This window comes from Neobacillus drentensis, assembly GCF_036962765.1.
In the GTDB taxonomy this organism is placed as follows: Bacteria; Bacillota; Bacilli; order Bacillales; family Cytobacillaceae; genus Neobacillus; species Neobacillus drentensis_C.
The window spans coordinates 23,860-48,418 of the sequence record NZ_JBALOS010000079.1 but is presented as its reverse complement, the minus strand read 5'-3'; the positions used below and the strand labels follow the sequence as shown (position 1 = coordinate 48,418).

The following is a 24,559-nucleotide window of genomic DNA, read 5'->3' as shown; positions in this document are numbered from 1 at the left end:
CTGAGGTTACTTCGGACAGGTTTGGAAAATATATTGTTTTACTTATTTTTTACGTTTTAAAATGTTGTTATTTTAATAAAAACTTTGTTATCTCAACAAAAAAAAGACCAATTAGGTGATAATTGGTCTGCAAATCAAGTATTTATACTAATATTTTCTCTCCCAAAAGAGAAACCGTTATACAAATGATCAGATCTCTTTTCTGGAAATTATAATCGTTGTTCTAATTCAGCTTTTTTCTCTTCATATCCTGGTTTCCCTAAAAGGGCAAACATATTTACTTTATATGCCTCAACACCAGGCTGATCAAATGGATTTACTCCAAGTAAATATCCGCTCATGGCACAGGCCTTTTCAAAGAAATAAACCAGGTATCCTAATGTATACTCGTCCATCGCTGGTATAGTAACAATTAGATTTGGAACGCCGCCATCTGTGTGTGCGAGCATGGTCCCTTGAAATGCCTTATTATTAACAAAGTCAACGGTTTGGCCAGCAAGGTAGTTTAAACCATCTAGATCATTTTCAACAGCTTCAATTGTTAGTTCGTGACGAGGGCTTTCAACCTTAATAATCGTTTCAAACAAATCACGGCGCCCTTCTTGAACATATTGTCCAAGCGAGTGAAGATCCGTTGAAAAATTGGCTGAGGAAGGATAAATACCTTTTTGGTCTTTTCCTTCACTTTCTCCAAATAGCTGTTTCCACCATTCGGAGAAATATTGCAAGCCTGGCTCATAATTAATCAGCATTTCAATTGTTTTGCCTTTATTGTATAACACATTTCTCACGGCAGCATATTGGTAAGCGGCATTATCTTCAAGTTCGGAATGGCCAAAGTCAGCTTGTGCTTCCTTTGCACCTTCCATGATTTTCTCAATGTTTGCTCCGCTCACTGCAATTGGAAGCAATCCAACTGCTGTAAGAACTGAATATCGTCCGCCAATGTCATCAGCAATCACAAATGTCTCATAACCTTCTTCTGTTGCTAAGGTCTTTAGAGCCCCTCTTGCTTTGTCCGTTGTCGCATAAATTCGTTTACGCGCCTCATCTTGACCGTATTTTTCTTCGAGAAGCTTCCGGAAAATACGGAAAGCAATAGCTGGTTCAGTAGTTGTTCCCGATTTAGAAATGACATTGATAGAAAAGTCTTTTCCATCAAGAAGGTCGATTAAATCTCTCATATAAGTAGAACTAATGTTATTACCAACAAAAATCACTTGAGGTGTGTTTCGTTTTTCTTTTGGAAGTACGTTGTAAAAACTATGCTGAAGCATTTCAATCGCCGCTCTTGCCCCAAGGTAAGATCCGCCGATCCCAATAACAAGAAGAACATCAGAATCAGCTTTGATTTTCTCAGCTGATTTTTGAATGCGTGAAAATTCTTCCTTGTCATAATTAGTTGGCAGGTCAATCCATCCTAAAAAGTCACTGCCCGCGCCTGTTTGCTCATGTAGGGAATGATGAGCAACCTTTACAGCATCACGTAGATATGTAAGTTCATGTTCTCCAAAAAAGGTTAAAGCTTTTGAGTAATCAAAACGAACGTGTGTCATGCATGATCCTCCATAATTTTATTTACATATTCCACTTTATCGAATGATGAGCTGATTATCAAGGAAGGTCTAATAGTGAAAGCGCACCCAATTTCGACAAATTTCTTTCATTATAGTGATTCACGATAAATGGCTAATACATCCTCACGATTTAACTTTTTAAAGTTTCCAAACTCTCCGTTTTCCATCGCTCTATCAGCCATTAACTCTAGTTTCGAATCATCAATATCATAATCAGCTAACCGTGCCGGTGCTTCAATGCTATTCCAGAACTCACGTAATTTCTGAATTCCTTCGAGCCCTGTTTGTTCTGCACTCTTGCCTTCATCGTTTACTCCAAACACACGAACAGCAAGCTGCTTAAAGCGTTCCGGTTTCACCGCTAGATTGTGCCTCATCCAATGTGGGAATAGGATAGCTAATCCGCCGCCATGAGGAATATCATAAACGGCTGATACCGCGTGTTCAAGATTATGTGTAGCCCAATCGCCGCGGTATCCCATATTCAAGATTCCATTGAGAGCCATCGTCCCGCAGTAAAGAATGGTTGCCCGGTGCTGGTAATTTTCTAGGTCAGAAAGCAGCTTAGGTCCCGTTTCCATCACTGTGATTAATAAAGACTCACACATTCGGTCTTGATAATCCGTATTTTCCTCTAGATGAAAATAATGTTCAAGAACATGTGACATCATATCGACTATTCCATAAATCGTTTGATTCTTTGGTACGGTAAATGTGTTAACGGGGTCTAAGATAGAAAATCTTGGGTAGGTAACTGCACTTCCCCAGCCGTATTTTTCATTTGTTTCCCAATTTGTAATAACGGAGCCTGCATTCATTTCAGACCCGGTTGCCGCAAGTGTTAACACAGTTCCAAATGGAAGTGCATCTTTTGCAAATGCCTTTTTAATAACTAGATCCCAGGCATCCCCCTCATATTTTGCACCAGCAGCAATCAGCTTTGTACAATCAATGACACTTCCGCCGCCAACCGCTAGCAAGAATTCTATTCCCTCTTGTTTACAGATTTCGATCCCTTTTCGTGCAGTAGTAATCCGTGGGTTCGGTTCCACTCCAGGAAGTTCAAAAACCTCTGCTCCGATTTCAGCTAATAAGTTGATCACCTTTTCATACAAACCGCTTCTTTTAATACTTCCGCCCCCATAGACTAGCAAAACCTTTTTACCATAACGGGGTACTTCTGTTTTTAATTGGTCCAACTCCCCTTTTCCAAAGATTAATTTAGTTGGATTCCAAAAAGTAAAATTTTCCATAAACATTCACCATCCTTTACCTAATACATTATTAATTATTATGGTTTATTTTGCAAAAACTAGCTTAGTTCACCGTAAAAAAAAACTTCCTTACATCGTAATGATGGAAGGAAGTTTTTTTATACCCAGCCTCTAAATAATGATGCCTCTGCCATTTTTCTGACACCAATCATATATGCCGCTAAACGCATATTTACATTGTTCGTTTGAGCCAGCTCGTAAATATCATGGAACGATTTTATCAGTTTATTATGCAATTTCACTTCTACTTCCTCTTCACTCCAATAAAAACCTTGCTTATTTTGAACCCATTCAAAATAGGAAACAGTTACACCGCCTGCTCCTGCCAAAACATCTGGAACGAGCAGTATTCCCCGGTCAGTGAGAATAGAAGTTGCCTCTAGCGACGTCGGCCCATTTGCAGCTTCCACGACAATTTTCGCCTTAATATTGTGTACATTCTGCGCAGTAATTTGGTTGGAAATTGCTGCAGGAACCAACACATCACATTCCTGTTCGAGCAATTCCTGATTGGTAATGGTCCCCTCGAAAAGCGTCGTGATTGTACCAAAGCTGTCACGGCGGTCGAGCAGATAATTTATATTTAATCCATCTGGGTTATAAAGGGCACCATACACATCAGAAATTCCAACTACAATCGCTCCAGCATCATGCATAAACTTGGCAATATTACTGCCAGCGTTCCCAAATCCTTGAACAATCACACGGGCTCCTTTGATGTTAATGCCGCGTTTTTTGGCTGCCTCTTTAATACAAATGGTTACTCCCCTTGCTCCCGCCTTTTCACGGCCTTCAGAACCTCCTAACACAAGTGGTTTGCCTGTAATAAAGCCAGAAGAATCAAATTGACGGAGACGGCTGTATTCATCCATCATCCACGCCATAATCTGAGAATTGGTGTACATATCGGGTGCAGGGATATCCTTCGTTGGTCCAACAATTTGACTTATCGCACGCACGTATCCTCGGCTTAATCGCTCAAGTTCACCAAAAGACATCGTTCGCGGGTTACAAAGAATCGCCCCTTTTCCCCCGCCAAAAGGTAAATCGGCAATTCCACACTTCAAACTCATCCACATCGATAATGCCTTCACATCATTCGCTGTCACTTGAGGATGAAAGCGGACACCGCCCATGGTTGGTCCAATCGCATCATTATGCTGGGCCCTAAACCCGTTAAATATTTTGGTAGAACCATCATCCATCCGCACTGGAATTCTTACATCTGACATTCGTAATGGTTCTTTCAATAATTCGTACATTTCTTCGTTATAGCCCATCTTTTTTAATGCATCATGAATAACAATTTGTGTTGATGTGAGCAGGTCTAATTTCTCTATTCCCTTTTCACCACCACTATTTGTTACATCATTTATCCCCATTTTTGCACCCCTAGTTTTTAACTATGGCTATTTTCGCATAGATTGTTGTTTTTCGTATAAGTTCATCAACCCGTAAAACTAGATGCTTCGTGGCATCTTTTCGTAAGAACATTTGCGAAAATTGGCTAGAAACTTAGTAAATGATCCTTATTAAGATCCAAAAGCACAAAGTTTACGAATAGAGCCTTAACTATTTCCAAGTACGTTGTTGATCCTCTCTATTGCCCAATCCATTTCATCTTTAGTAATGACAAGCGGAGGTGCAAAACGAATAACTGTATCATGTGTTTCTTTACATAATAGCCCTTGCTCCTTTAATTGCTCACAGTATTTGCGGGCAGGCTGTGTTAGTTCTACACCGATAAATAAGCCTCGACCACGAATATCTTTAATCATCGGATTGTTAATTTCTTTCAATTTGTTAATAAAATACTCACCAAGTTCTAGTGATTTTTCAGCAAGCTTTTCATCAACAATCACATCTAGTGCCGCAATGGAAACCGCACATGCCATCGGATTTCCTCCAAAGGTAGATCCATGCGATCCCGGATTAAACACACCTAAAATATCTTTGTTAGCAACTACACACGAAATAGGGAACACCCCGCCGCCAAGTGCTTTCCCGAGAATATACATGTCCGGTTCGATTCCTTCCCACTCACAGGCAAACATTTTACCAGTCCGGGCCAAGCCTGCTTGGATTTCATCAGCAATAAACAGAATATTGTTTTCTTTACATAAATCCAATGCAGCCTTCATGAAGCCTGCAGGCGGAATCACAATTCCTGCCTCTCCCTGAATCGGTTCAATTAAAAATGCAGCCGTATTGGGCGAAATTGCCGTTTTTAATGCCGCTAAATCACCATATGGGATCAGTTTAATCCCTGGTAGCATCGGACCAAACCCGCGTTTATATTCCTCGTCGGATGAGAGGGAAACAGCTGTCATAGTCCTGCCGTGAAAGTTTCCAACACAAGCAATAATTTCTGCTTGGTTCTCTGCCACACCCTTGACATCATAACTCCAGCGTCGTGCTGCTTTCACCGCCGTCTCCACTGCTTCTGCCCCAGTATTCATTGGCAATACCATATCTTTTTTCGTCAACTGACAAACTTTTTCATACCATGGGCCAAGCTGGTCATTGTGGAAGGCTCGGGAAGTTAAGGTAACTTTATCTGCTTGGTCCTTTAATGCTTGAATAATTTTGGGGTGACGATGCCCTTGGTTTACAGCTGAATAAGCACTAAGCATGTCCATATATTTGTTACCTTCAGGATCCTGTACCCACACACCTTCTGCACGAGTAATCACAATTGGGAGCGGATGATAATTTTTTGCTCCATATTTCTCTGTCTTAGCAATTACTTCATTCGTATTTACATTGGTTGTCATAAAAACTCCTCCGTTTAGCGAAAAAATATGACCATATAGTTCTATTGTAGCCGAGCATGAAAAAAGAATGAACACCTCAGCAAAACTTTATAAATGGAAAAGGCTCTGTTTTTGTATATTTTGTGGAATTTCAAAATAAAAAAAGCCTAGCCCCATGCAAATTAACGCATTGGGTCTAGGCTTCTCTTGAAATTATTTTTTTATTAAATCTTATCGTTGTGACTGGTCAATCCATTCTTGCAGCTTATCTTTTAATGTGTTGAAACCTTGTTGGCCTTCCACTTCCGGAATAATCGCTGCCACTTGGCGTTTACGAGGCTTCTTTGCTTTTGGAGCAGCCTGTTGAACAGGAGCTTCCTCTGTTGCACGGATGGAAAGTCCAATTTTCCCTGCACCTTCATCTACTGATAAAACTTTAACCTTGATTTCGTCCCCTACTTTAAGGTGGTCATTAATATCTTTAACGTAACCATGTGTAATTTCAGAAATGTGGACAAGGCCTTGAGTATTATCGTCTAGCGCTACAAACGCTCCATATGGTTGAATTCCTGTTACCTTACCTGTTAAAATACTTCCAGTTTCGATCTTTTCTGACATGAAAACACTCCTAATTAAATAATTATTTTATCCCTTATATACGCATTATAATACTATATCACAAAGAATCCCTTAAATCAAAAAGGAATGAGAATAAACTTCCCTGCAAAAGGAATGATTTAGCAAAATTCGTGAGACTCATGCGGGCACGTGAGCAGGTGAAACCCCTTAGTGAGGAAGACCGAGAGGCGCCAAACGGGCGATCCCACGGAAAGGGAGTAAATTAATTCAAAGGTTAATTCTTAACAGATTGTTCAAGGATAAGGTAAGAAAGATTTACCAATCGTGTTAAACTAATAGTGAGGAAATCTATTTTTAAAGGAGAGGTGAATCAGTTTGAATACAATCGGCCAAACCATTAAAAATGCCCGCGAAATGCTCAACATGTCTCAGGAGGAGCTGGCACAAAAGGTAAGAGTGGGAATCCAAACCATTGAAAAGTACGAATCTGGGGAACAAGTTCCAAGCACACAAACATTGTTAAAGTTATCTACTGTTTTAGATCTTCCTGCTACAGAATTATTAGAACAGAAATAGTGATAAAAAAGTAATTTGGTAAAAAAATCATTTTTTCTGTTCACAACTGTATAAAAGAAAGGAATACTGGTTAACCTTATATCATAAGGCTTTCTAGTATTCCCCCTTTTTGAAGTGGACATTCATTATTGGAATGTCCTTTTTTTGCTTGAACTATTAAATGGAACAAGCATCATTTTCTTTTATCATTAATAATTCTTTGGCTATTTTTAAACATTCTTCGATCGGTATGATTTTTTCAAATGAAAATTCATAAATGCTTTGAATTCTTTTCGCCAACTCATTAGAATCATCGAGTTCATGGATCGCTTGAATCGTATCAGCGATTTCTGTGTCATAACCACCATTCGTTAATCGGAATGGGTCCCACTCATTTAATATATCCACATATTGTAAATTCGTCTGCAATTCTTTTCTCATTGTCTTTAACTCCTAATTTATTGCATAATTTTAACCCTTGCGTATTGGACTTATTTTAGCACATATTCCGCTAGAACACTTTGAAGTTCGTAGATGTTCAAGTTCTTATTAAATTGCTTTTGTAGTGGCAACGCATTCCCAGATATCCAAATTTTCAATTCAGCATCTAAATCAAAGTTACCTGCGGTTTCAATACTGAAATGAGTAATGCTTTTATATGGAATAGAATGATACTCTACCTTTTTCCCCGTTAATCCCTGTTTATCCACTAGGATTAAGCGTTTATTGGTGAAAATAAACATATCACGTATTAACTTGTACGCTTTATCTATGTTTTCATTCGGTGAAAGGACTTTCCCGAATTCTCTCTGGACATCAGCGACATTCACTTCGGAGGCATTCCCCATTAAACCATCTAAAAAACCCATTGACTTCACCCTCTTATCCTAATAATTTGCTTCAAGCCCAATCTTCCTTTTTGTTATATAAGCATTTTTATATTGCCCGGGTGTAACTCCCGTATACTTTACTCAAAAATCGCATGAAATTATTATTTTTCATTTTCATCCACATTCACCTTAAAAAATGTTAAAAATACCATTTTTTTAATATCATTGTAAATTCCTAGATTATAAAATTCAAGTATCAACCTCAAAGGGGGATATAATCCAATAGCAACAAAGTTTACGTAAAGAGCCTTAATTAAGTATAACAGGCCTCCTGGATTGGAGGCCTGTTTTTTGAGCTAGCGTGTTTTTTCTAAAATCTGCTGGAGCATTTGCTCCCCAGACAGTAGTGCCTCACCGCCGCCCTGGGCAAAGGAATCATTTCCCCCACCCTTTCCATTAATAAGTGGAAGGGCATTGGCGATGACTTTTTTCATGCTTTCTGTTCCAGCTTGTCCACGCGCACAAACAAGCTGGAGCCGGTTATCATTTTCAGACACAAAGTAAACAAGGGCGTTTTCTTCTTCAGTAGTAATAATCCGGGCCAGCTTCTGAAGTTCTTGAATGGATCGATTTTGAAATACTTCGCTGACGAGCATATACTGTTCCTTATCATTCCCTCTTCCTAGTATGTCTTTCGCCTCATAATGAAAGAGATTTTCCTGTGTTTGTTCAAGGGCTTTTTCTACTGCCTTGTTCGTTTCAAGAAGACGAAGGACTGCTTGCTCCATTTCTTTTTCAGGTGCATTGAGGAGTTTCGTTAATTCTAAAAGAACCTTTTGTTTTTGCCCAAGTTGTGTAACCACCCGATTTCCACAAACGAATTGAACACGCACCTTTTTCTTTTGACGTTCCCAATCTAATACTTTTATTGCGCGCACCTCCAAAGTCCCCTTTGGATGGGTCCCGCCGCAACCATTATCATCAAAATTAGGAATAATCACTAGGCGGATATCCTCTTTGACTTTTGTCTCTTTTCGGAGCTTATAATGAGACAGTTCATCTTCCGTCACCCATTTCGTCTCGATCGGCCTGTTTTCTAGGATGATTTGATTGGCAAGTTCTTCAGCCTCCTGTACTTGTTGCTGGCTAAGATTTTCCGTCTCTAAATCGATTGTGAGCAGCTCAGCGCCTAAATGGAACCCGACCGTCTTGTACGCAAATAGGTGATCAAAAGCGGCAGATAAAATATGCTGGCCCGCATGTTGCTGCATATGATCCAAGCGTCTTTCCCAATCGATCTTCCCGATGACTTCCTCGCCAACGTCATCTAACGGCCTGTCCAGATAATGACGAATTTCTCCATCGATTTCTTCGACATTTAGTACATTTCTATCAGTAAGCGTTCCAAAGTCGTGTGGCTGACCGCCGCCGGTAGGATAAAAGGCGGTTTGATTTAATACAACGTACCAGTTGCCAGCAGTATTTTGTTCTTGTTTTACCACCTTAGCTATAAATGTTCGTAAATAGGGATCCTGATAATACAGTTTGTTCTCCATGTTGCTGCACACTCTCCTATGTATTGTTAACTAATATATATACTTATTGTCGGGAAAAAGAGTGGATAAATCAAGGTATAAGAAAACTGCCCCTTTATGAAAGGGACAGTTAGAATTCCACAAATCCTAGTTGATCATGGTTACTTCTTTTCTTTTCGCTGGCCAAACGTTGGTGGTTTTTGTCCACTTTGCTGGGAACCGCCCATGCCTTGTGGGAAACCAGTTTGTTGACCGCCCATCATTTGAGGGGACCCTGATTGCTGACCGCCCATCATATGGGAATGGCCAGGCATTTGGTAGCCTCCCATTTGTGGATAACCCATATGTGGGTGTCCTCCCATTTGCGGATAGCCTCCCATTTGTGGGTGGCCTCCCATTTGCGGATAGCCTCCCATTTGTGGATAGCCTCCCATTTGCTGGTATCCAGGTTGTCCCGGATATCCTCCATAGAATTGTCTTTTTTCCAAACTTATCGCCTCCTAAACCGTCTCCATGCTAGTGTATGTCCACTTTCAGGATAAGCTTAGATTCTTACCTAATTTTAAGAAAAAAATAAAAACCATCATCAGGATGGTTCCATATTTATAACAATGAAAATCCTCACAACTAAAAAAAGCTATCACGTTTAGTTGATAGCCTTTCAAAATATTATTTCTCATCCTGTGCTTTCTTTTGACCAGCTTGTTTATTTTTTGTAATTTCACCACAGGCAATCCGTTTTCCAGAGTCTCCTGAAGGCTGTGTCATACCATCATCTTTTCTTTCATCAATCACGATCGTTGTACCCTCTTTAGTAAACAATGATGTCTTTCCATCTTTTAAGGTTACATTGGGTGCCATAATATCAGCTTTTACAGACCCATCATCACCAACAATTAAGTTAGGTAAATCCCCTGCATGGGCACCTTTAGGGTGGAGAAGCCCATGTTCCTTATTATCGGGATTAAAATGATTTCCTGCTGATTTAAAATCTGGCGCTTCACACTTTCCACTGCTATGGATATGAATGGCATGTTCCCCCGCAGGAAGGCCCTTTAAATCTACTGATAATTTAACACCGCTAGCTTGCTCAGCTACCTTTACTTTACCGAGAGAATCCCCGACCGCGTTATACATCTCCACATCAAGCTTTCTGATATTCTTTTCAGTGCATCCTGTAAGAATGAGCAGTGGAATGATCAACCAGCTTTTCTTCATCTGTATACCCCCACACTAGACAATTTGCCCTTAGTATGGACAATCCCCCTCTCCTTTATCCAATCGAAGAATAAAAGAAAAAGGAACAGCATCGGGTTAACTGTTCCTTTGAGAGTGCTCTTGATTTTTCAATTGTTCTTCTAATTCTTTTGCCTTTTTAGCCTCCCGTTTCGAGACCAATACGATTAAACGCATCGTAAGAAAGGCACCGATTATGAAAATCAACAAGCTGATCGCAGCAGGTATATATTCTGATTTATCTTCTGGAAAGTATAAAAATAACGAAAGTACGGATGGATGAAACATTTTTCTCTCCCTTTCTCTAAAGGACATGCTCTAAAAATTAATTATAGCAATAAAAAACATTTCATACCACTTTCTCAATCTTCGACCAATTGATTATTCTTCTAACACCTTAATCTTCTTAATGATAACGTCCTTTTCAGGTTTATCTTGGGCACCAACAGGAGTGTCTGCAATTTTATCTACGACATCCATGCCTTCAATTACTTGGCCAAAAACAGTATGACGATGGTCGAGCCATGGTGTGCCACCGTTTTTATCATAAGCTTCAATAATATCTTTTGGATAGCCTGCTTTTTCCATTTGTTCTTTCATGGCTGGATCCAGTGACGAGCTTTGGACAATAAAAAACTGACTGCCATTCGTGTTGCTGCCCGAATTAGCCATTGATAAGGCACCACGGAGATTATACAGGTTTTTAGAAAATTCATCTTCAAAAGGCTGTCCGTAAATGCTCTCCCCGCCAGTCCCGTTACCACTAGGGTCACCACCCTGAATCATGAAATCTTTAATGACCCTGTGAAAAATCAATCCATCATAGTAACCTTTTTTACTATGTTCTACAAAGTTCTCAACAGCTTTCGGGGCATACTCTGGAAACAATTTGATCTTGATGTTTCCCATTGACGTTTCCATTTCAACAAGCTTTTCATTATCAAGCACCTCTGTTGAAAGCTGAGGATAGACGACATTAGTCACTTTTTGTTCCCCTTCCTTCTGTTCTGTTTTTGACGCGGTGGTTTTAGGTGCAGACTCTTCTTTCTTCGTGCTTGTCCCACAGGCAGCCAAAACTAAAACAATTGTAAATAATGTTATGAAGAATTGCAGATTCTTTCTCATATATCTTTCCTCCAATTTTTTCACTTTAACCGAAATTTTATTTTTCACATTGTTTTTAATTTACTATGTTTCATATTAAAATGGAAGAGGAAAAGCGAGAGACCTTTTTTAGGAACCGCAGCTAGACTGTTTTAAATAATAAATCATTGTCGTGAGGGGTGTTGGTGATGTCAGAATTACAAATCGGTCAGATTGTTACTGCCATTTATAAAACGGGGAAATATATCGGTGAAATAACAGAGGTACGCCCTCAGCATTATTTAGTGAGGGTTCTTGCTGTACTTAAACATCCAATGCAAGGAGATTTACATAACCCTAAAGATGCGGATGTGCTTTTTTTTCATGAGAGAAAAGCACTCAGTTATCGTGAGCAAGCGAATATTCCTTTCAAAATGGTGAAGTCTTATGAAAATGAAGTTCCTGATTATATGGGATCGTTAAAAGAGACGTTAGCCAAAATGAAACAGGAATTAGCGGAAACCCCTTCAGAATGGGCTGAGATGAGTCTAAGAGCGTTGGAATCGCTTGAGAGGGATTATAAACTAAAAGCGTAAGTCCTGTTCAGCCGGGGCTGGACTGGTGTACTACGAACTGAGACATTGTTATAACATTAAAGGCCAAATCAATATGAATGATTTGGCCTTTTATGCGAATTCGCTTAATAACTTGGAGAAATCAATCCGGTCCCCAATGGTTGTTGGTTCTGGTTTTTCTAAATAACGTTTATCCTTTTCAACGAGTTTGAATATATTAAAGGTAGTCAATGCATCGTCTAGTGCCCGGTGATGTTTGCCTGTCCCTTCTTTTCCATATTCCTGAACCGCCTTCCAGAGGCCGGTTTGGTTCTGATCACCAAAGAACCGTTTATATTCCATGGAAAGATCCAATTCAGCAGCTTTTAGGGGAAATGGAACCCCTGCCTTTAAACAATTATGCCGAAGCACCTTCATATCCATATTTCCCCAAGTAACAATGGTTGTTTCATAATTCTGCTTATTGAACTCCTCCAATTTCTTCACAAGCTCAAAAATAGATAACCCATTGTCTACCTGCTGCTGAGAAATATGTAAAAAGGATTTACAGCGTTCAGTAAGTTTTGGGAACTTAAGAGGAGTAACAAAAGATGAAAATTGTTCTGTCACTTGGTCATCAACGACCGCAACAATTCCGACTTCGATAATTTCCGCATAAAAATCCTTCATGCGAACATTCCGTTCAGGCATTGTAAACTCAAAATCGATAAACAAATATTGCCGTCTTGCCCTCATCAATTTCACCACCTTTACGTTTCCTCTTACTACATTATATAAAGAAACATGTACAAAAAATTGTGCTTTTTTTCTATTTTTTTTATATTATAACACGAAATTAAAGTTAATTTTTTAAATTTTTAATCAATATAAATAAAAAAGAATGGCTATGAACTCCATTCCAATTTAAATTATGCTTATTTTTTCAATTTAATGACTGCCATGGTACATCTTGATACGCAAATAAGGCGATCCTGCTCGTCTGTGATTTTAATATCCCACACTTGAGTTGTTTTACCTTGATGCAGAACAGTAGCAATGGCTGTAACCTGACCCTCAGATTTAGGACGAACATGATTTGCATTAATCTCTAAACCAGCAACAGCCTCTGTTTCTTTATCTACTAGTTCATAGGCACCTACACTAGCAACCGTTTCTGCCAATGCAACAGATGCCCCGCCATGCAGGATTCCGTGCGGTTGGAGAGTACGCCCATCCACCGGCATGGTTGCCATTACCTTTCCCTTTTCGAGTTGGGTTATTTCAATTCCGAGTGACTGAAGTAATGTATTTTCAATCATTTTGATTCCTCCTGTATGTAAGCTGATGCTATCTATATAAACTATTCGCTTTATAAACGTATTTTCCTTTAAAACATCACTTTTTCCATAAAAAAACAGCCCAAGAGCTGTTTTTCTCGTTTTAGTAATAATATGGATATGGGGCACCGTAGCCTGGATAAAATGGGCCAACCGGCGGTGGTGGTGGCGGTGGATAATAACCAGGATATCCGTAACCACCATAAAATGGTCGGCTAATTAACGCGCCTCCTAATAAGCCGCCTAAAAAGCCGCCAAGTAACGGCAATCCAAAACCAAAGCCAATAAATCTTTGGTCCCCTCCTTGATGAGGATTCCGATAATAAGGGTACATGCAGCAAACCTCCTTCCTCTATACTTGCCTACACTATTTCATATGCGACATGAAGGGGTTTGGAGTGGGCAAACTAAACATCCGAAAATGTCATAAAAGTTATTTTGTTTATGGTATGAAGATTTAGTCAGAGATGTAGGAGGTATCTTATCGTGCTGGCTTTGGGACGGAGGTTCCGGGCAAATAAGAGGGCTTTATCTTACCTTAATAGCAACCCACCGAGGAATCCCGTAATATAAAAAAACTGTCCTCAAAAGGTGCTTATGAGGACAGTAAAAGTAATTATTTGATTGGTTCAAACCGTTCTACAAATAAGGCAAGGGTACGGGTCATGACTCCGGTTGCACCGGCAGGACCTAAATCATATGCCTTTGCGGTAGTGGCTGTCCCGGCAATATCTAAGTGAACCCAAGGTGTGCCTTCTGCAAATTCACCAATAAATGCACCAGCAACAAGCGCATGTCCTTCACTGCCAGGGGAATTATTTAAATCGGCGACTTTACTGTTTCTAACTCGCTCAATTTCCGTTTCAAACAATGGCAGCTGCCACATTTGCTCGCCTGCCTCTCTAGAAGCCTCCAGGACTTGATCATATAATGGTTCATGATTGGTCATTGCCCCTGTCGTATGGAGGCCGAGGGCCGTAATGACTCCACCGGTTAAGGTGGCCACATCAACAAGGTAATCGGCGCCATGATGTTTAGCATAGGTGACCGCATCTGCTAATACAAGGCGGCCTTCAGCATCCGTATTTAATACCTCGATGGTTTTACCGCTCATTGATGTAATTACATCATCAGGCTTAAAGGCATGGCCACTAATCATATTATCTGTAGAAGGAATGACCGCGACCACGTTTTGCTCGGGCTGTATCTCCCCGATGATTTCCATTGCGCCTAAAACCGATGCTGCTCCACCCATATCAGTTTTCATCCCCACGATCCCTGATTTAGTTTTAATGGAATAACCGCCCGTATCAAAAGTAATCCCTTTGCCTACTAAGCCGATGACATCTGTCCATTCATCTTTTCCTTGATATTTTATGACAATCATTTTCGGAGGTTCTGTTGACCCCTGGTTCACTGCAAGGAATGCTCCCATTCCGAGTTTCTCTATTTCGGCCTTATCTAAGATTTCCACTTCGAAAGTATATTTACTCCCTAGTTCCTGTGCGTAATTAGCCAAATCTGTTGCCGTTAACAGATTGCCCGGAATGTTCACGAGTGTTCGTGCTGAATTAGTCCCTCTTCCAAACGCATATCCTACGGTTAATGAGGCTTGGACTTCTTCTTCTTCTACGGTATCACAATAAACCGTTAGCTGACCCAGCTTTTTCTCCGGTTCGTTCGATTTTTGCTTGTACCCTTCAAATTGATAAGTGGAGAGGGCAAATGCTTCACTCATCGCATGCGCTGCATCTAAAGCATCCACTTTCTCGGATGTAAAGGAATTTAAATAAACTGCTATTTCTTCAAGCTTACTTGTTTTCACTTCTTTAAAAAGCCGGCCAAATGCTGATTTTAAAATTTCAAAAGAAAACTCCTTCTCTTTCCCGAGACCTACAAACCAAATTCGCTTTGGACCGATTTTGCCTAAACTATGTACTTTACTGTTACTCTTTAATTTAGCAGATATATCACCCGATTTTACCAGTTCCGTTAACTGCCCATTAAACTTCTCATCGATGATAGCTAATTTTCCAGAAAATTTTTCTGGTTTATCAAAAAGGCCTATGACTAAACCTTCCTGCTCTGTTGATAGTTCTAATTCCTGTTTAACATAAAACAAACTACCTCACCTCCATATTATACGTGTTTAATTATAGCGAATAACCGTGTTTATTTCGAGCAACTAATTATTTTAAATTTGCTAGTAAAAATAAAAAACAGGCCCGCAGCCTGCTTCTATCTTTTTTCAGAACTAATATACTGTCCACGGAAAACTTGCATTGATTTATCCTCATTTAAGTCCTTCAGTGTTTGTTCAGTCAGTTTCCCATTTCCTTTTTGTACCACATAGATATCGAGTTCCTTTTTCCCCCACTTATTATAAACATCTTCAACAGTTTCATAATAGAGGTCTAGTTCATTCCCTTTTATGGCTCCGCCTTTATCGGCAACCACACCATAACCGTATCCTGGGATAAAGAGAATTGTTCCGATTGGAAATACATTTAAATCGGCTGCGATGGTTGAAAATAAATCACGTTTTACTTTTACACCCGAGTAAGTAATCCCATATTCAGGATGACCTTTACTTTTTCCTGTTGACTCTACTCCTGCAGTATAACCAGTAGCAGTAACCGTTAATTTAGGGTATTTAGACCAATCGATTTCGTTCTCTAAGGACCTTTGTGTTCCTGATACAGGCTCAGTCGAAGCAAGAACAGACGCAAATTGGGTTAAAAACGATTGTGCATTGACTCCAGAGATTGATTGGAAGGTCGCAAAGACTGCCATTAAGAAGAGACATATCATGGCAAAACGCCTTGTCCAATGTTTCATATTATTCATCAAAATTTTCACTCCTCCCAAAATATTCATTCCCAAGCTGAAGGAAAATATTCAAAAAAGGAAAAGGAAAATTTTACAGGAGTGGATCTATTTACAAAAAAAGACTCTTACCTATTGTAAAAGTCCTAAAACATCTGATATCCATTTTTTCGTAATAGTTTGATTGTGAAGCCTGCCGCAACCGCGCCAGCTAGTCCGCTTATTAATATAAGAATATCTGCAGTGGCTAACGAAGTAAATCTTTGGCCCAAATCAGTAAATGCCATTTTACTATTTGTAAAATACTCACTAAAACGCACTTTATCTACAATAAAAATTGCCACAATAGGATAAACTACAGCCATAACCCATGACATTCTAAGCAGCATATTGAGAATAAATCCAATTCCAAAAAATAATACAAAGAATAGTAAAATTGATATGATTAAGACAACAATGCTCATTTGCATCCGAGATTCCCCCTTATACATCAACATTTAGTGTACTGAATGTCGAAAAAGGAGTCAATATAAACGAAATTTTTTCTTTCCCATTCAAAAAAAAAGCCCTCCGAATATGATTCGAAGAAGCGCATTGAGTCGTTATCGATTCAGACAATAATACCTGCCTTATTCTTTTTTCTTACCAGTTCCTCCACAGCAACTACAGGTTTCGGATCCACCTAGGACCAGTTGAAAATAACCTTTCCCCGAACAATAATCACAAGTCTTTGAATCTACGCTTTTAACTGTCATGGTTCTTTCATCTCCTTAACTAATTAACTTAATTTTCTGATAATATATCAAGAATTCGCTAAAAAGGAAAGGACGGAAATTGGGCAAATTCGAACGAGAAAGCGGATACATGTCAAGTTTTCTTCCAATAACGAAGCGTTCCTTAAATTTTCTAAAAATTACAAAAATAATTTATAAGCTGTATAGCCAAACTGGTCACCAGGGTTAAGATTATCTATAGCTTGCTTTGAGAAGGTAATGTCATTTCTGATCAGGTATTGAAGGATGATGGATGCGTCTTTTTCGAGGAGTAACTCTTCCGGTGCCATAAATTTTGCTTCAAAGAGCTCGTTATCCTGATGGCTCACCTCTACTTCATTCACGGGTTCAAGAAGAAAATGGAGTAAATTATCACTGATTTCTCCATTGATTACACCGGTCCTTAGCCCAATGAGTCCTTTCACCCGACATTGGATGCCGGTTTCTTCGAGGACTTCCCTAATTACGGCTTCATCTGCTGTTTCTCCCATCTCAACAAAGCCCGCGGGGAGCGACCATTGGCCTTTTAGGCCTCCATAGCGTTTCTTAACAACTAGCCACTGCCCTTCTTTTGACTTTACAACCCCAGCAACAGCTAACCAAACCTTGCCCCGTTTTTCACGATTACTCACCGAATCTCCCCCTTACACAAAATTAATTAATTTAATCATATCAAAAAGGGACAGATTTCTCTGTCCCTGATACGAAATTTTCGCCCTTTTCTTATTAGAAAACGTTAAACTTCCCTTTTTTCAATACAAGTCCGGCGCCGCCAATCATGTAAAGAGAGCGATTATCGACTACTTTTTTCATGAAGGATGCTTTTGCACCAGTAATTTTCTTACCGAATACAACACCAATTGCATCATCTTCACCAAGGGAACAAACGGTTCCTTTGTTGTCGAATTTGAAAACTTCTAACTCTGATTTATTACGAACTAATGCCGCAATATTGCGAGCACATACTTCACCTTGCTGCATAGCAATCTGTGCAGTCGGTGGATATGGACGGTTGATTTCTTCATTAATCATGAGAGAGCTGTCACCGATCATGAAGATATCATCGAAACCAGGAACGCGAAGATCTGGCTGAACTTTTACTCTGCCTCTCATTGCTTCAAAACCTGATTTTTCTACGATAGAGTTCCCGCGAATTCCAGCGGCCCATACTACAGTACCAGCCTTGATTTCACGTGGCTCCTCTTCACCTTTTGCTACAACGATGCCATCTTCCGAACATTCTTTGATCGCTGTTCCGATTAAGAATTCGACACCTTTACGTTCTAATTGGGACACAGCATAATTCACTAGTTCTGGTTCAAAACCTGGAAGTACTGTTGGGGCAGCTTCAACACAAATAATTTTTACTTTGTGAGAATCAACATCATATTCATGGCATAATTCCGGAATTCGATTTGTTAATTCACCAAGGAATTCAATTCCTGTAAAGCCAGCACCACCAACAACGATCGCCAAACGATTGTCGTTTTTCACTTCTTCCATATTGTATGTGGCAAATTGGTATTCGATATGCTCACGCAATTGACGCGAAGAATTTACATTTGAGATTCCGAATGCATATTCTTTTAATCCTTTAATTCCAAATGTTTCTGGCTCTCCGCCAAGGGCAATAACAAGGAAGTCATAGTTGACTTCGCCTTTTTCTAAAATAACTTTCTTTTCCTCTTTATTAATTTCCATTACAGAATCTTGAACAAAATCCACCTTACTGCTGTCGATTACATCACGGATATCATAACGTACACGGTCGTGATGCAATGTTCCTGCAGAAGCCTCATGCAGCCATGTGGTTTCATAATGGTAGTCATTTTTATTCACTAATACAATGTCAGCTTCATTAACGCCGATTAACTTCTGTAAGCGAACTGTTGTCATTAGTCCACCGTAACCAGCACCAAGAATCACAATTTTAGGCTTTCTCAAAGTGATCACTTCCACCCTTAATATTTTTTAGATAAACCCTTTTTTTCTTAGTTTCCACTGCAATGACCATTTTTATTTTGTATAATAAAAAAATGTATGTGATATAATTCACGAACATGACTAAAAAAAACGAACTTCCTAGAATGCATATAGGTCAAGCGAGGAATTTTGCTAAGAATGTAAGAATGTAATTATTTTACTTTGTGACACCAAAATGTGCTTTTTATGTCACAAATATTTAACAATCTATCCTCAATACATCTTATGCTACTTTTATACGATTATCAAGCAATTTTCATAAATTTTTTCTCTTAGCTTATGAAGATAATTGAATCTCATTAGGATTAATAAACAATGTTTTAAAAATTGCTTCAATTGTGAATATTACCCTATAAAGATGTGAGAATTTTCTATTTTGTGATATTATAATGGATGGAGATGTTACTACAGGTTGGGGGGATACGGAGTGCAAGCAGAACAAAAAGTTTATGACATAACAATCATTGGTGGAGGTCCAACTGGTCTTTTTACTGCCTTTTACGGTGGAATGAGACAAGCATCAGTGAAAATTATTGAGAGTTTACCACAATTAGGCGGTCAATTATCCGCGCTTTATCCGGAAAAGTATATTTACGATGTTGCCGGTTTCCCAAAAATCCGTGCACAAGAATTAATAAATAATTTAAAAGATCAAATGAGCAAATTCGAACCAACAGTTGCACTTGAGCAATCTGTTGAAAAATTGGAAAAGCTGGAAGATGGAACATTTAAATTAACAACGAATAAAGAAGTCCATTATTCTAAAACCATTATTATTACAGCTGGAAATGGTGCATTCCAACCACGACGTCTAGAACTCGAAAGTGCGGCTCAATATGAGCGTAAAAATCTTTACTACTTTATCGAGGATTTAAATAAATTTGCCGGTCAAAAAGTGGTTGTTTTTGGCGGCGGCGATTCTGCAGTTGATTGGGCCTTAATGCTTGAGCCTATTGCAGAACAAGTTTCAATTGTCCACCGCAGAGATAAGTTCCGTGCACACGAGCATAGTGTTGAAAACTTATTTAACTCAAAAGTGGATGTGAAAACACCTTATGTACCTGCTGAACTGATTGGTGATGAAAGCGGCATTAAACAGGTTGTTCTTGAAACCGTTACTGGTGATGAGAAAGTAACACTAGATGTGGATGCCGTTATTTGTAACTATGGTTTTGTCTCTTCGTTAGGACCAATTAAGGAATGGGGCTTAGAGATCGAAAAGAATTCGATTGTCGTAAATTCGAAAATGGAAACAAACATACCTGGAATTTATGCTGCGGGTGATATCTGCACGTATGAAGGTAAAGTAAAGTTAATCGCGTGTGGCTTTGGTGAAGCACCAACAGCTGTTAATAACGCAAAAGCGTTTATTGATCCAAAAGCCAAAATTCAGCCATTACACAGCTCCTCTATGTTCAATAATTAAAGTGGAAGCGTCCGTATAGACGGAGCTTTCCTAGTGGAGATAATGAAAAAAGCGTCCCAATGTGGACGCTTTTTTCATTAATAATTAGCATTCTTCCGGAGTACCTGTAGCTGTAGCCGTACGGAACGATGAACCGCATCCGCATGATGCGATCGCATTAGGATTTTCAATCGTAAAGCCTCCGCCCATCATTGATTCTTTATAATCAATTTTGGTTCCTTGTAAAATGGCTGCACTCTCTTTATCAACTAAAATCTGAATTCCAAATTGTTCTAACTTCAAATCATCATCATTTACTGTATGATCAAAACCCATCCCATAGGATAAACCGCTGCAACCGCCGCCTTTTACGCTGACACGCAACAGTGCACCTTCTTCTTCGTTATGCTTCATCATTTCTTTAATATGCAGCGATGCTGCTTCTGTTAAAATAACTACATCATTACTCATAATATTCCCTCCCAATATGAGGCTTTTCTTAAATTATATACAGAGTTTATTCACTACTCAAATAATCAGATTTCCATTAATTATTTTATGCCATATATATAAATAAGGGAGCGGCATGCTCCCTCTATATTTATTGTCCAGCTCCACGCCTAGGGGCGTTTCCGCTTATCTTAAAACATTGGATTTTCTTCTAAATACTGATAAATGTTATCGACCAGCTCATCAGGAGTTTTCCCAGTTACTACTTCTCCGTTAACGAGTGCATATAGCGTGGACGCACATTTTCCGCAATAGCCAAGACATCCGTATTCAATAATATCCAAATTAGGATCTTTTTCTAATTTCTCCAGTGCCTTTTGTGCACCATTCGCAAGATTGCTTACGCAAAATTCGATGATGGGTTGAATCATTGCTTTCACCTCTCCACAACTAATTATCCTACTCTATTTATACAGCTCCGTCAATTACCATGTTTACTATCTCAATGTCAAGAAAATCATGAATTTTGTTGTTATTTCGACACAATTCCGCTATACTCGTATTTGGAAAAGGAACGGAATTATTATTTTAGAATTTATTTTTTGACACTACAGCCAACTCTAAATATGAAAACCTGATACTAAAAGGGGATATAAAAATGAAAAACCTTGTAATTCTAGGTGGCGGCTACGGCGGGATGAAGTTATTAAGCGAGCTTCTCCCAAACCATTTACCAGAAGACATGATGATAACACTTGTGGACCGTGTACCCTACCATTGCTTAAAAACGGAGTACTACGCATTAGCTGCAGGAACAATCTCTGACAAAGAGGTAAGGGTTGCTTTTCCGGAACACCCACGACTCAAAGTAATGTATGGTGAGGTTATCGGTATTCAGACAACTGAAAAACAGATCACACTAAAGGACGCCGAACCGATTGTCTATGATGAATTAATCATTGGTCTTGGCTGTGAGGACAAGTATCATGATGTTCCCGGAGCGGATCAGTTTACTTACAGTATACAGTCTATAGAAAAGTCTCGACTTACCTACTCCGTTTTAAACAATTTGGGCCCTGGCTCCGTTGTTGGTATTGTTGGGGCGGGTCTCAGCGGCGTAGAGTTAGCAAGTGAATTAAGTGAAAGCCGGGATGATTTAACCATCAAATTATTTGATAGAGGCAAGCATATCCTCTCCGCGTTCCCGGAACGGTTAAGCAAATATGTAGAAAATTGGTTTGTAAAGAACAATGTTGAAATTATAAACAGCTCTAATATTACCAGGGTCGAAGAAAATATATTATATAATCACGATGTGCCGATCCATTGTGATGTGATTGTCTGGACAGCAGGAATCCAAGCCAATAAAATTGTCCGCAATATGGACGGGGAAAAAGATGGAATGGGAAGACTCGTTTTAACCCCACTCCACCATTTACCAAATGATGAACACATCTTTATAGTCGGCGATTGTGCAAGTCTTCCTCATGCACCAAGTGCACAATTAGCGGAAGGACAAGCAGAACAAATTGTCGAAGTATTAAAAAGACGTTGGAAAGGCGAAGAGCCTCCAACCTCCTTCCCACAAATTAAATTAAAGGGAATCCTTGGTTCCCTTGGCAAAAAACACGGGTTTGGGATGATGGCTGACCGCGCCATTACAGGTCGGGTCGCCCGTCTGCTCAAATCCGGTATACTGTGGATGTACAAATTTCATAATGGGTGATCATAAATTCCGCTCTCGTTTCATGACGAGCTGGATTCAGACAAAAAAGCATTCCTTTTCGTGGAATGCTTTTTTTCATTATATTGCCTGATAACCGTATTTCTCTAGTTCGGAAAAAATGGTCTTTAATCGCGGGTTCCCTTCGCCAACAATTTTTTCTTTGATGACAACCACCGGATAAAACATATCCTCCTCTATTACTTTTTTGGCAAAGTTACGTTTTTCGCTCTCCCCTGCCGGATGATAAATGTCAACATACGTCATTTTAAAGGGCTGGTCAGGAAATTTTCTGGCGATAGCCGCTTCCAGCCATTCAAATGTTTCTTTGGAAGATGGTAAATTTACACAGCTGGGGCACAATTGTTCAGCCCCATAAACTACAATTTCTACTTCAGTTCTATTCATCTAATCATTCCTGTCTTTTTATTTCAGGTTAACTCATTTTTACGAAAATAACCAAGGAAATGTCTATAAATGTGTGTCTTCCTAATTTCTGATAATGGATTTTTCACGTTGATGACATTATAATATAAATTATAGGAAGGGAGTCGATTAATTTGGCAGAACAAGAAATCTTTGAACAAGTTCAAGAAGTATTAGATAAATTACGTCCATTTCTTCTTCGCGACGGCGGAGATTGTGAATTAGTAGATGTTGAGGATGGCATTGTCAAACTTCGCCTGCTAGGTGCATGCGGCAGCTGCCCAAGTTCAACAATCACTCTTAAAGCTGGTATCGAAAGAGCACTTTTAGAAGAAGTACCAGGCATTGTTGAAGTAGAGCAAGTATTCTAATAAAAAAGCGATTACCCCAAGGTAATCGCTTTTTTATTTTTCTATGTTAAAGCATATTGTTGATTTTGGCACCCTGTTGATTGGAGAGGAAGGCGCGAAGACTCCTGCGGGAGAGGGGAGACCCCGCAGGAGCGCAGCGACGAGGAGGCTCCCCGGACCGCCCGCGGAAAGCGAAGCGCCTGGAGCGGAAATCAACAGGCAAGTTTAACAGAGCCTTTTATTTAGTAAAGCCATTCCAATAGGGGCAGTTTTAAACGCTTTATCGGCGCATCAGTTAGTTGATAAAAGCGAGCCAAAAACCGTTCATATTCACCGGATTGTCGTAAAATTCTCATTAACTTTTCTTCCAATACCTTTTTATCCTGTTCCGATGTAGTTATATAATAACTTTCAATACATTCAAAGTAATGGAGCGGGAAAATCAAACGGGAATACAACAACCGCCAGGAAAAAGGCGACAACTGAGCAATACTTTGATACTCTTCAAAAAAGCGCTTTAATTCCACATCATAGGTTTGGGAATTGTGAAAATATCTTTCCCTTGTCCATTCAGCTATATCTCGGCTGCGATGGTCAAGTACCCAATCGAACGGGTTTTTGATCATATAATGATTGACCGGCCCCCAGGTCTTTTGAGTAAAACGTTCATGACAAACGGTACCGCTATCCGTATCAAGTGGTTCATCATCAATCTCTGTATCCACTAAATATTGAATAGCGTTCTCCGTTAAGCCAAGATAATACGGAAAAGAATCAACAAACATCCGTTGGAATTCATCTTCCGGTGTTTGAAAAAGAAGACCATTCCATACCTTTTCCATTTGCTCCAGCCGCTTCTCCCATAATGACTTCCATTGTCCGATCCTGCTTGACCTCTCAATTTGAAAGGGAACCTTTCTGCCTCGCTCATGGAATTTAGCCAATTTCCTGCCCAATTTAATTTTCTTTTGTTCTTCCATTTGCCGATTGGCAAGGACACAATATTTACTTTTTTCCCATTCCGTAATAAATTGACCTTCTTTGGTGGGCAAAAAGACAGGGACATTTTGATCGCCATAATTTCGTAAATGCTCGGCGATTTTTTCAAGTTCGACAATATCTTCTTCTTCCTTGCCTGTTGGTCTCGAGATTAAATAGAGCCAGCCATTCCCTCTTAACGCGTCATACGTATCTAGTTTTACATATTCATCGACCGAAATGCCATATTGATTCTCCAGCATTTTCTGCAGCATAGGGTCCACCTCATTTCTTTCCCTTTTCTTACTTCATGTATATGTTTTAGCTTCATA

At 39.4% G+C, this 24,559-nt stretch carries 29 protein-coding genes and 1 pseudogene; 5 read left to right on the top strand and 25 right to left on the bottom strand.

The genetic code is table 11. From position 1 onward, the window contains the following. Positions 1-209: 209 nt before the first annotated feature. The 5 genes from V7137_RS11755 to yugI form a co-directional block, all read right to left on the bottom strand. A complete protein-coding gene (locus V7137_RS11755; protein WP_335698257.1) occupies positions 210-1,556 on the bottom strand; it encodes a glucose-6-phosphate isomerase in 1,347 nt (448 codons plus the stop codon). A gap of 110 nt (positions 1,557-1,666) precedes the next feature. Further along, positions 1,667-2,830 carry an iron-containing alcohol dehydrogenase gene (locus tag V7137_RS11750; RefSeq protein ID WP_335698256.1) on the bottom strand — a complete coding sequence of 388 codons (1,164 nt, stop codon included), beginning with the start codon at positions 2,828-2,830 and terminating at the stop codon, positions 1,667-1,669. 119 nt (positions 2,831-2,949) lie between these two features. Beyond that, complete coding sequence (locus tag V7137_RS11745) at positions 2,950-4,233, bottom strand: Glu/Leu/Phe/Val family dehydrogenase (RefSeq protein WP_335698255.1); 1,284 nt, start codon at positions 4,231-4,233, stop codon at positions 2,950-2,952. A 186-nt stretch (positions 4,234-4,419) separates the two neighbouring features. Continuing rightward, positions 4,420-5,625 carry an ornithine--oxo-acid transaminase gene (locus tag V7137_RS11740; protein WP_335698254.1) on the bottom strand — a complete coding sequence of 402 codons (1,206 nt, stop codon included), beginning with the start codon at positions 5,623-5,625 and terminating at the stop codon, positions 4,420-4,422. Between the two features lie 210 nt (positions 5,626-5,835). Continuing rightward, positions 5,836-6,222, bottom strand: a complete 387-nt coding sequence (yugI, locus tag V7137_RS11735) for a S1 domain-containing post-transcriptional regulator GSP13 (protein ID WP_218348831.1) — start codon at positions 6,220-6,222, stop codon at positions 5,836-5,838. Between the two features lie 336 nt (positions 6,223-6,558). On the opposite strand from yugI, the pseudogene V7137_RS11730 reads away from it, so the two are divergent. Next, positions 6,559-6,753 (top strand): annotated as a pseudogene (locus V7137_RS11730) (helix-turn-helix domain-containing protein); the annotation flags it as partial. 162 nt (positions 6,754-6,915) lie between these two features. On the opposite strand, the gene V7137_RS11725 reads toward V7137_RS11730, so the two are convergent. The 7 genes from V7137_RS11725 to V7137_RS11695 form a co-directional block, all read right to left on the bottom strand. Continuing rightward, positions 6,916-7,179 (bottom strand): DUF1871 family protein, encoded by a 264-nt coding sequence (locus tag V7137_RS11725; RefSeq protein ID WP_335698253.1) that lies wholly within the window; start codon positions 7,177-7,179, stop codon positions 6,916-6,918. A 50-nt stretch (positions 7,180-7,229) separates the two neighbouring features. After that, a complete protein-coding gene (locus V7137_RS11720) occupies positions 7,230-7,607 on the bottom strand; it encodes a PH domain-containing protein (RefSeq protein ID WP_335698252.1) in 378 nt (125 codons plus the stop codon). A 317-nt stretch (positions 7,608-7,924) separates the two neighbouring features. Next, entirely contained in the window at positions 7,925-9,124 is a 1,200-nt protein-coding gene (locus tag V7137_RS11715) for an alanyl-tRNA editing protein (RefSeq protein ID WP_335698251.1), read from the bottom strand. Positions 9,125-9,264: 140 nt separating this feature from the next. Beyond that, on the bottom strand, positions 9,265-9,591 hold the full coding sequence (locus tag V7137_RS11710; RefSeq protein ID WP_335698250.1) for a hypothetical protein: 327 nt from the start codon (positions 9,589-9,591) through the stop codon (positions 9,265-9,267). Between the two features lie 181 nt (positions 9,592-9,772). Then, complete coding sequence (locus V7137_RS11705) at positions 9,773-10,321, bottom strand: superoxide dismutase family protein (protein ID WP_335698249.1); 549 nt, start codon at positions 10,319-10,321, stop codon at positions 9,773-9,775. 96 nt (positions 10,322-10,417) lie between these two features. Further along, the gene (locus V7137_RS11700; protein WP_335698248.1) at positions 10,418-10,627 is read right to left on the bottom strand and encodes a hypothetical protein; all 210 of its coding nucleotides are present in this window, start codon (positions 10,625-10,627) and stop codon (positions 10,418-10,420) included. A 93-nt stretch (positions 10,628-10,720) separates the two neighbouring features. Further along, the gene (locus V7137_RS11695) at positions 10,721-11,464 is read right to left on the bottom strand and encodes a peptidylprolyl isomerase (protein ID WP_335698247.1); all 744 of its coding nucleotides are present in this window, start codon (positions 11,462-11,464) and stop codon (positions 10,721-10,723) included. 167 nt (positions 11,465-11,631) lie between these two features. Here V7137_RS11695 and V7137_RS11690 point away from each other — a divergent pair, with 167 nt between their 5' ends. Continuing rightward, entirely contained in the window at positions 11,632-12,018 is a 387-nt protein-coding gene (locus tag V7137_RS11690) for a kinase-associated lipoprotein B (protein ID WP_335698246.1), read from the top strand. 90 nt (positions 12,019-12,108) lie between these two features. On the opposite strand, the gene kapD is transcribed toward V7137_RS11690, so the two are convergent. The 9 genes from kapD to V7137_RS11645 form a co-directional block, all read right to left on the bottom strand. Continuing rightward, the gene (gene kapD / locus V7137_RS11685) at positions 12,109-12,732 is read right to left on the bottom strand and encodes a 3'-5' exonuclease KapD (RefSeq protein ID WP_218348817.1); all 624 of its coding nucleotides are present in this window, start codon (positions 12,730-12,732) and stop codon (positions 12,109-12,111) included. Positions 12,733-12,911: 179 nt separating this feature from the next. Further along, positions 12,912-13,295, bottom strand: a complete 384-nt coding sequence (locus V7137_RS11680) for a hotdog fold thioesterase (protein WP_218348816.1) — start codon at positions 13,293-13,295, stop codon at positions 12,912-12,914. Positions 13,296-13,416: 121 nt separating this feature from the next. Beyond that, on the bottom strand, positions 13,417-13,647 hold the full coding sequence (locus V7137_RS11675) for a hypothetical protein (RefSeq protein ID WP_335698244.1): 231 nt from the start codon (positions 13,645-13,647) through the stop codon (positions 13,417-13,419). A gap of 282 nt (positions 13,648-13,929) precedes the next feature. Continuing rightward, on the bottom strand, positions 13,930-15,435 hold the full coding sequence (locus V7137_RS11670) for a leucyl aminopeptidase (protein WP_335698243.1): 1,506 nt from the start codon (positions 15,433-15,435) through the stop codon (positions 13,930-13,932). A 116-nt stretch (positions 15,436-15,551) separates the two neighbouring features. Next, positions 15,552-16,160: a 3D domain-containing protein gene (locus tag V7137_RS11665; RefSeq protein WP_335698242.1), complete on the bottom strand. Its 609-nt coding sequence runs from the start codon at positions 16,158-16,160 to the stop codon at positions 15,552-15,554. Positions 16,161-16,285: 125 nt separating this feature from the next. Beyond that, positions 16,286-16,609, bottom strand: coding sequence for a YuiB family protein (locus V7137_RS11660; RefSeq protein ID WP_218348807.1), 324 nt, complete (start codon positions 16,607-16,609; stop codon positions 16,286-16,288). Positions 16,610-16,768: 159 nt separating this feature from the next. Further along, on the bottom strand, positions 16,769-16,894 hold the full coding sequence (locus V7137_RS11655) for a YuiA family protein (protein WP_218348806.1): 126 nt from the start codon (positions 16,892-16,894) through the stop codon (positions 16,769-16,771). Between the two features lie 158 nt (positions 16,895-17,052). Further along, a complete protein-coding gene (locus tag V7137_RS11650) occupies positions 17,053-17,544 on the bottom strand; it encodes an NUDIX hydrolase (protein WP_335698241.1) in 492 nt (163 codons plus the stop codon). Positions 17,545-17,638: 94 nt separating this feature from the next. Next, positions 17,639-18,856, bottom strand: coding sequence for an NAD(P)/FAD-dependent oxidoreductase (locus V7137_RS11645; RefSeq protein ID WP_335698240.1), 1,218 nt, complete (start codon positions 18,854-18,856; stop codon positions 17,639-17,641). A gap of 466 nt (positions 18,857-19,322) precedes the next feature. Here V7137_RS11645 and V7137_RS11640 point away from each other — a divergent pair, with 466 nt between their 5' ends. Next, complete coding sequence (locus tag V7137_RS11640; RefSeq protein WP_335698239.1) at positions 19,323-20,321, top strand: NAD(P)/FAD-dependent oxidoreductase; 999 nt, start codon at positions 19,323-19,325, stop codon at positions 20,319-20,321. Between the two features lie 84 nt (positions 20,322-20,405). Here V7137_RS11640 and erpA read toward each other — a convergent pair whose 3' ends face one another. Together erpA and V7137_RS11630 are read right to left on the bottom strand one after the other, a co-directional pair. Further along, entirely contained in the window at positions 20,406-20,771 is a 366-nt protein-coding gene (gene erpA, locus V7137_RS11635) for an iron-sulfur cluster insertion protein ErpA (RefSeq protein WP_335698238.1), read from the bottom strand. A 170-nt stretch (positions 20,772-20,941) separates the two neighbouring features. Continuing rightward, positions 20,942-21,181: a YuzB family protein gene (locus V7137_RS11630; RefSeq protein ID WP_335698237.1), complete on the bottom strand. Its 240-nt coding sequence runs from the start codon at positions 21,179-21,181 to the stop codon at positions 20,942-20,944. A gap of 227 nt (positions 21,182-21,408) precedes the next feature. Between V7137_RS11630 and V7137_RS11625 the strand changes: the two genes are divergently transcribed. Next, complete coding sequence (locus V7137_RS11625) at positions 21,409-22,476, top strand: NAD(P)/FAD-dependent oxidoreductase (RefSeq protein ID WP_335698236.1); 1,068 nt, start codon at positions 21,409-21,411, stop codon at positions 22,474-22,476. A gap of 78 nt (positions 22,477-22,554) precedes the next feature. Here V7137_RS11625 and V7137_RS11620 read toward each other — a convergent pair whose 3' ends face one another. Continuing rightward, entirely contained in the window at positions 22,555-22,881 is a 327-nt protein-coding gene (locus V7137_RS11620) for a YuzD family protein (protein ID WP_335698235.1), read from the bottom strand. Positions 22,882-23,033: 152 nt separating this feature from the next. Here V7137_RS11620 and V7137_RS11615 point away from each other — a divergent pair, with 152 nt between their 5' ends. Then, positions 23,034-23,270: a NifU family protein gene (locus V7137_RS11615; RefSeq protein ID WP_218348798.1), complete on the top strand. Its 237-nt coding sequence runs from the start codon at positions 23,034-23,036 to the stop codon at positions 23,268-23,270. A gap of 221 nt (positions 23,271-23,491) precedes the next feature. Here V7137_RS11615 and yutH read toward each other — a convergent pair whose 3' ends face one another. Further along, positions 23,492-24,502 carry a spore coat putative kinase YutH gene (gene yutH / locus V7137_RS11610; protein WP_335698234.1) on the bottom strand — a complete coding sequence of 337 codons (1,011 nt, stop codon included), beginning with the start codon at positions 24,500-24,502 and terminating at the stop codon, positions 23,492-23,494. Between the last annotated feature and the right edge of the window lie 57 nt (positions 24,503-24,559).

Excerpts from the sequence above, each read along its gene's own strand:
- V7137_RS11755 (WP_335698257.1), bottom strand. The coding sequence starts at position 1,556 with ATGACACACGTTCGTTTTGATTACTCAAAAGCTTTAACCTTTTTTGGA.
- V7137_RS11750 (WP_335698256.1), bottom strand. The coding sequence starts at position 2,830 with ATGGAAAATTTTACTTTTTGGAATCCAACTAAATTAATCTTTGGAAAA.
- V7137_RS11745 (WP_335698255.1), bottom strand. The coding sequence starts at position 4,233 with ATGGGGATAAATGATGTAACAAATAGTGGTGGTGAAAAGGGAATAGAG.
- V7137_RS11740 (WP_335698254.1), bottom strand. The coding sequence starts at position 5,625 with ATGACAACCAATGTAAATACGAATGAAGTAATTGCTAAGACAGAGAAA.
- yugI (WP_218348831.1), bottom strand. The coding sequence starts at position 6,222 with ATGTCAGAAAAGATCGAAACTGGAAGTATTTTAACAGGTAAGGTAACA.
- V7137_RS11725 (WP_335698253.1), bottom strand. The coding sequence starts at position 7,179 with ATGAGAAAAGAATTGCAGACGAATTTACAATATGTGGATATATTAAAT.
- V7137_RS11720 (WP_335698252.1), bottom strand. The coding sequence starts at position 7,607 with ATGGGTTTTTTAGATGGTTTAATGGGGAATGCCTCCGAAGTGAATGTC.
- V7137_RS11715 (WP_335698251.1), bottom strand. The coding sequence starts at position 9,124 with ATGGAGAACAAACTGTATTATCAGGATCCCTATTTACGAACATTTATA.
- V7137_RS11705 (WP_335698249.1), bottom strand. The coding sequence starts at position 10,321 with ATGAAGAAAAGCTGGTTGATCATTCCACTGCTCATTCTTACAGGATGC.
- V7137_RS11700 (WP_335698248.1), bottom strand. The coding sequence starts at position 10,627 with ATGTTTCATCCATCCGTACTTTCGTTATTTTTATACTTTCCAGAAGAT.
- V7137_RS11695 (WP_335698247.1), bottom strand. The coding sequence starts at position 11,464 with ATGAGAAAGAATCTGCAATTCTTCATAACATTATTTACAATTGTTTTA.
- V7137_RS11690 (WP_335698246.1), top strand. The coding sequence starts at position 11,632 with ATGTCAGAATTACAAATCGGTCAGATTGTTACTGCCATTTATAAAACG.
- kapD (WP_218348817.1), bottom strand. The coding sequence starts at position 12,732 with ATGAGGGCAAGACGGCAATATTTGTTTATCGATTTTGAGTTTACAATG.
- V7137_RS11680 (WP_218348816.1), bottom strand. The coding sequence starts at position 13,295 with ATGATTGAAAATACATTACTTCAGTCACTCGGAATTGAAATAACCCAA.
- V7137_RS11675 (WP_335698244.1), bottom strand. The coding sequence starts at position 13,647 with ATGTACCCTTATTATCGGAATCCTCATCAAGGAGGGGACCAAAGATTT.
- V7137_RS11665 (WP_335698242.1), bottom strand. The coding sequence starts at position 16,160 with ATGAATAATATGAAACATTGGACAAGGCGTTTTGCCATGATATGTCTC.
- V7137_RS11660 (WP_218348807.1), bottom strand. The coding sequence starts at position 16,609 with ATGCAAATGAGCATTGTTGTCTTAATCATATCAATTTTACTATTCTTT.
- V7137_RS11655 (WP_218348806.1), bottom strand. The coding sequence starts at position 16,894 with ATGACAGTTAAAAGCGTAGATTCAAAGACTTGTGATTATTGTTCGGGG.
- erpA (WP_335698238.1), bottom strand. The coding sequence starts at position 20,771 with ATGAGTAATGATGTAGTTATTTTAACAGAAGCAGCATCGCTGCATATT.
- V7137_RS11630 (WP_335698237.1), bottom strand. The coding sequence starts at position 21,181 with ATGATTCAACCCATCATCGAATTTTGCGTAAGCAATCTTGCGAATGGT.
- V7137_RS11625 (WP_335698236.1), top strand. The coding sequence starts at position 21,409 with ATGAAAAACCTTGTAATTCTAGGTGGCGGCTACGGCGGGATGAAGTTA.
- V7137_RS11620 (WP_335698235.1), bottom strand. The coding sequence starts at position 22,881 with ATGAATAGAACTGAAGTAGAAATTGTAGTTTATGGGGCTGAACAATTG.
- yutH (WP_335698234.1), bottom strand. The coding sequence starts at position 24,502 with ATGCTGCAGAAAATGCTGGAGAATCAATATGGCATTTCGGTCGATGAA.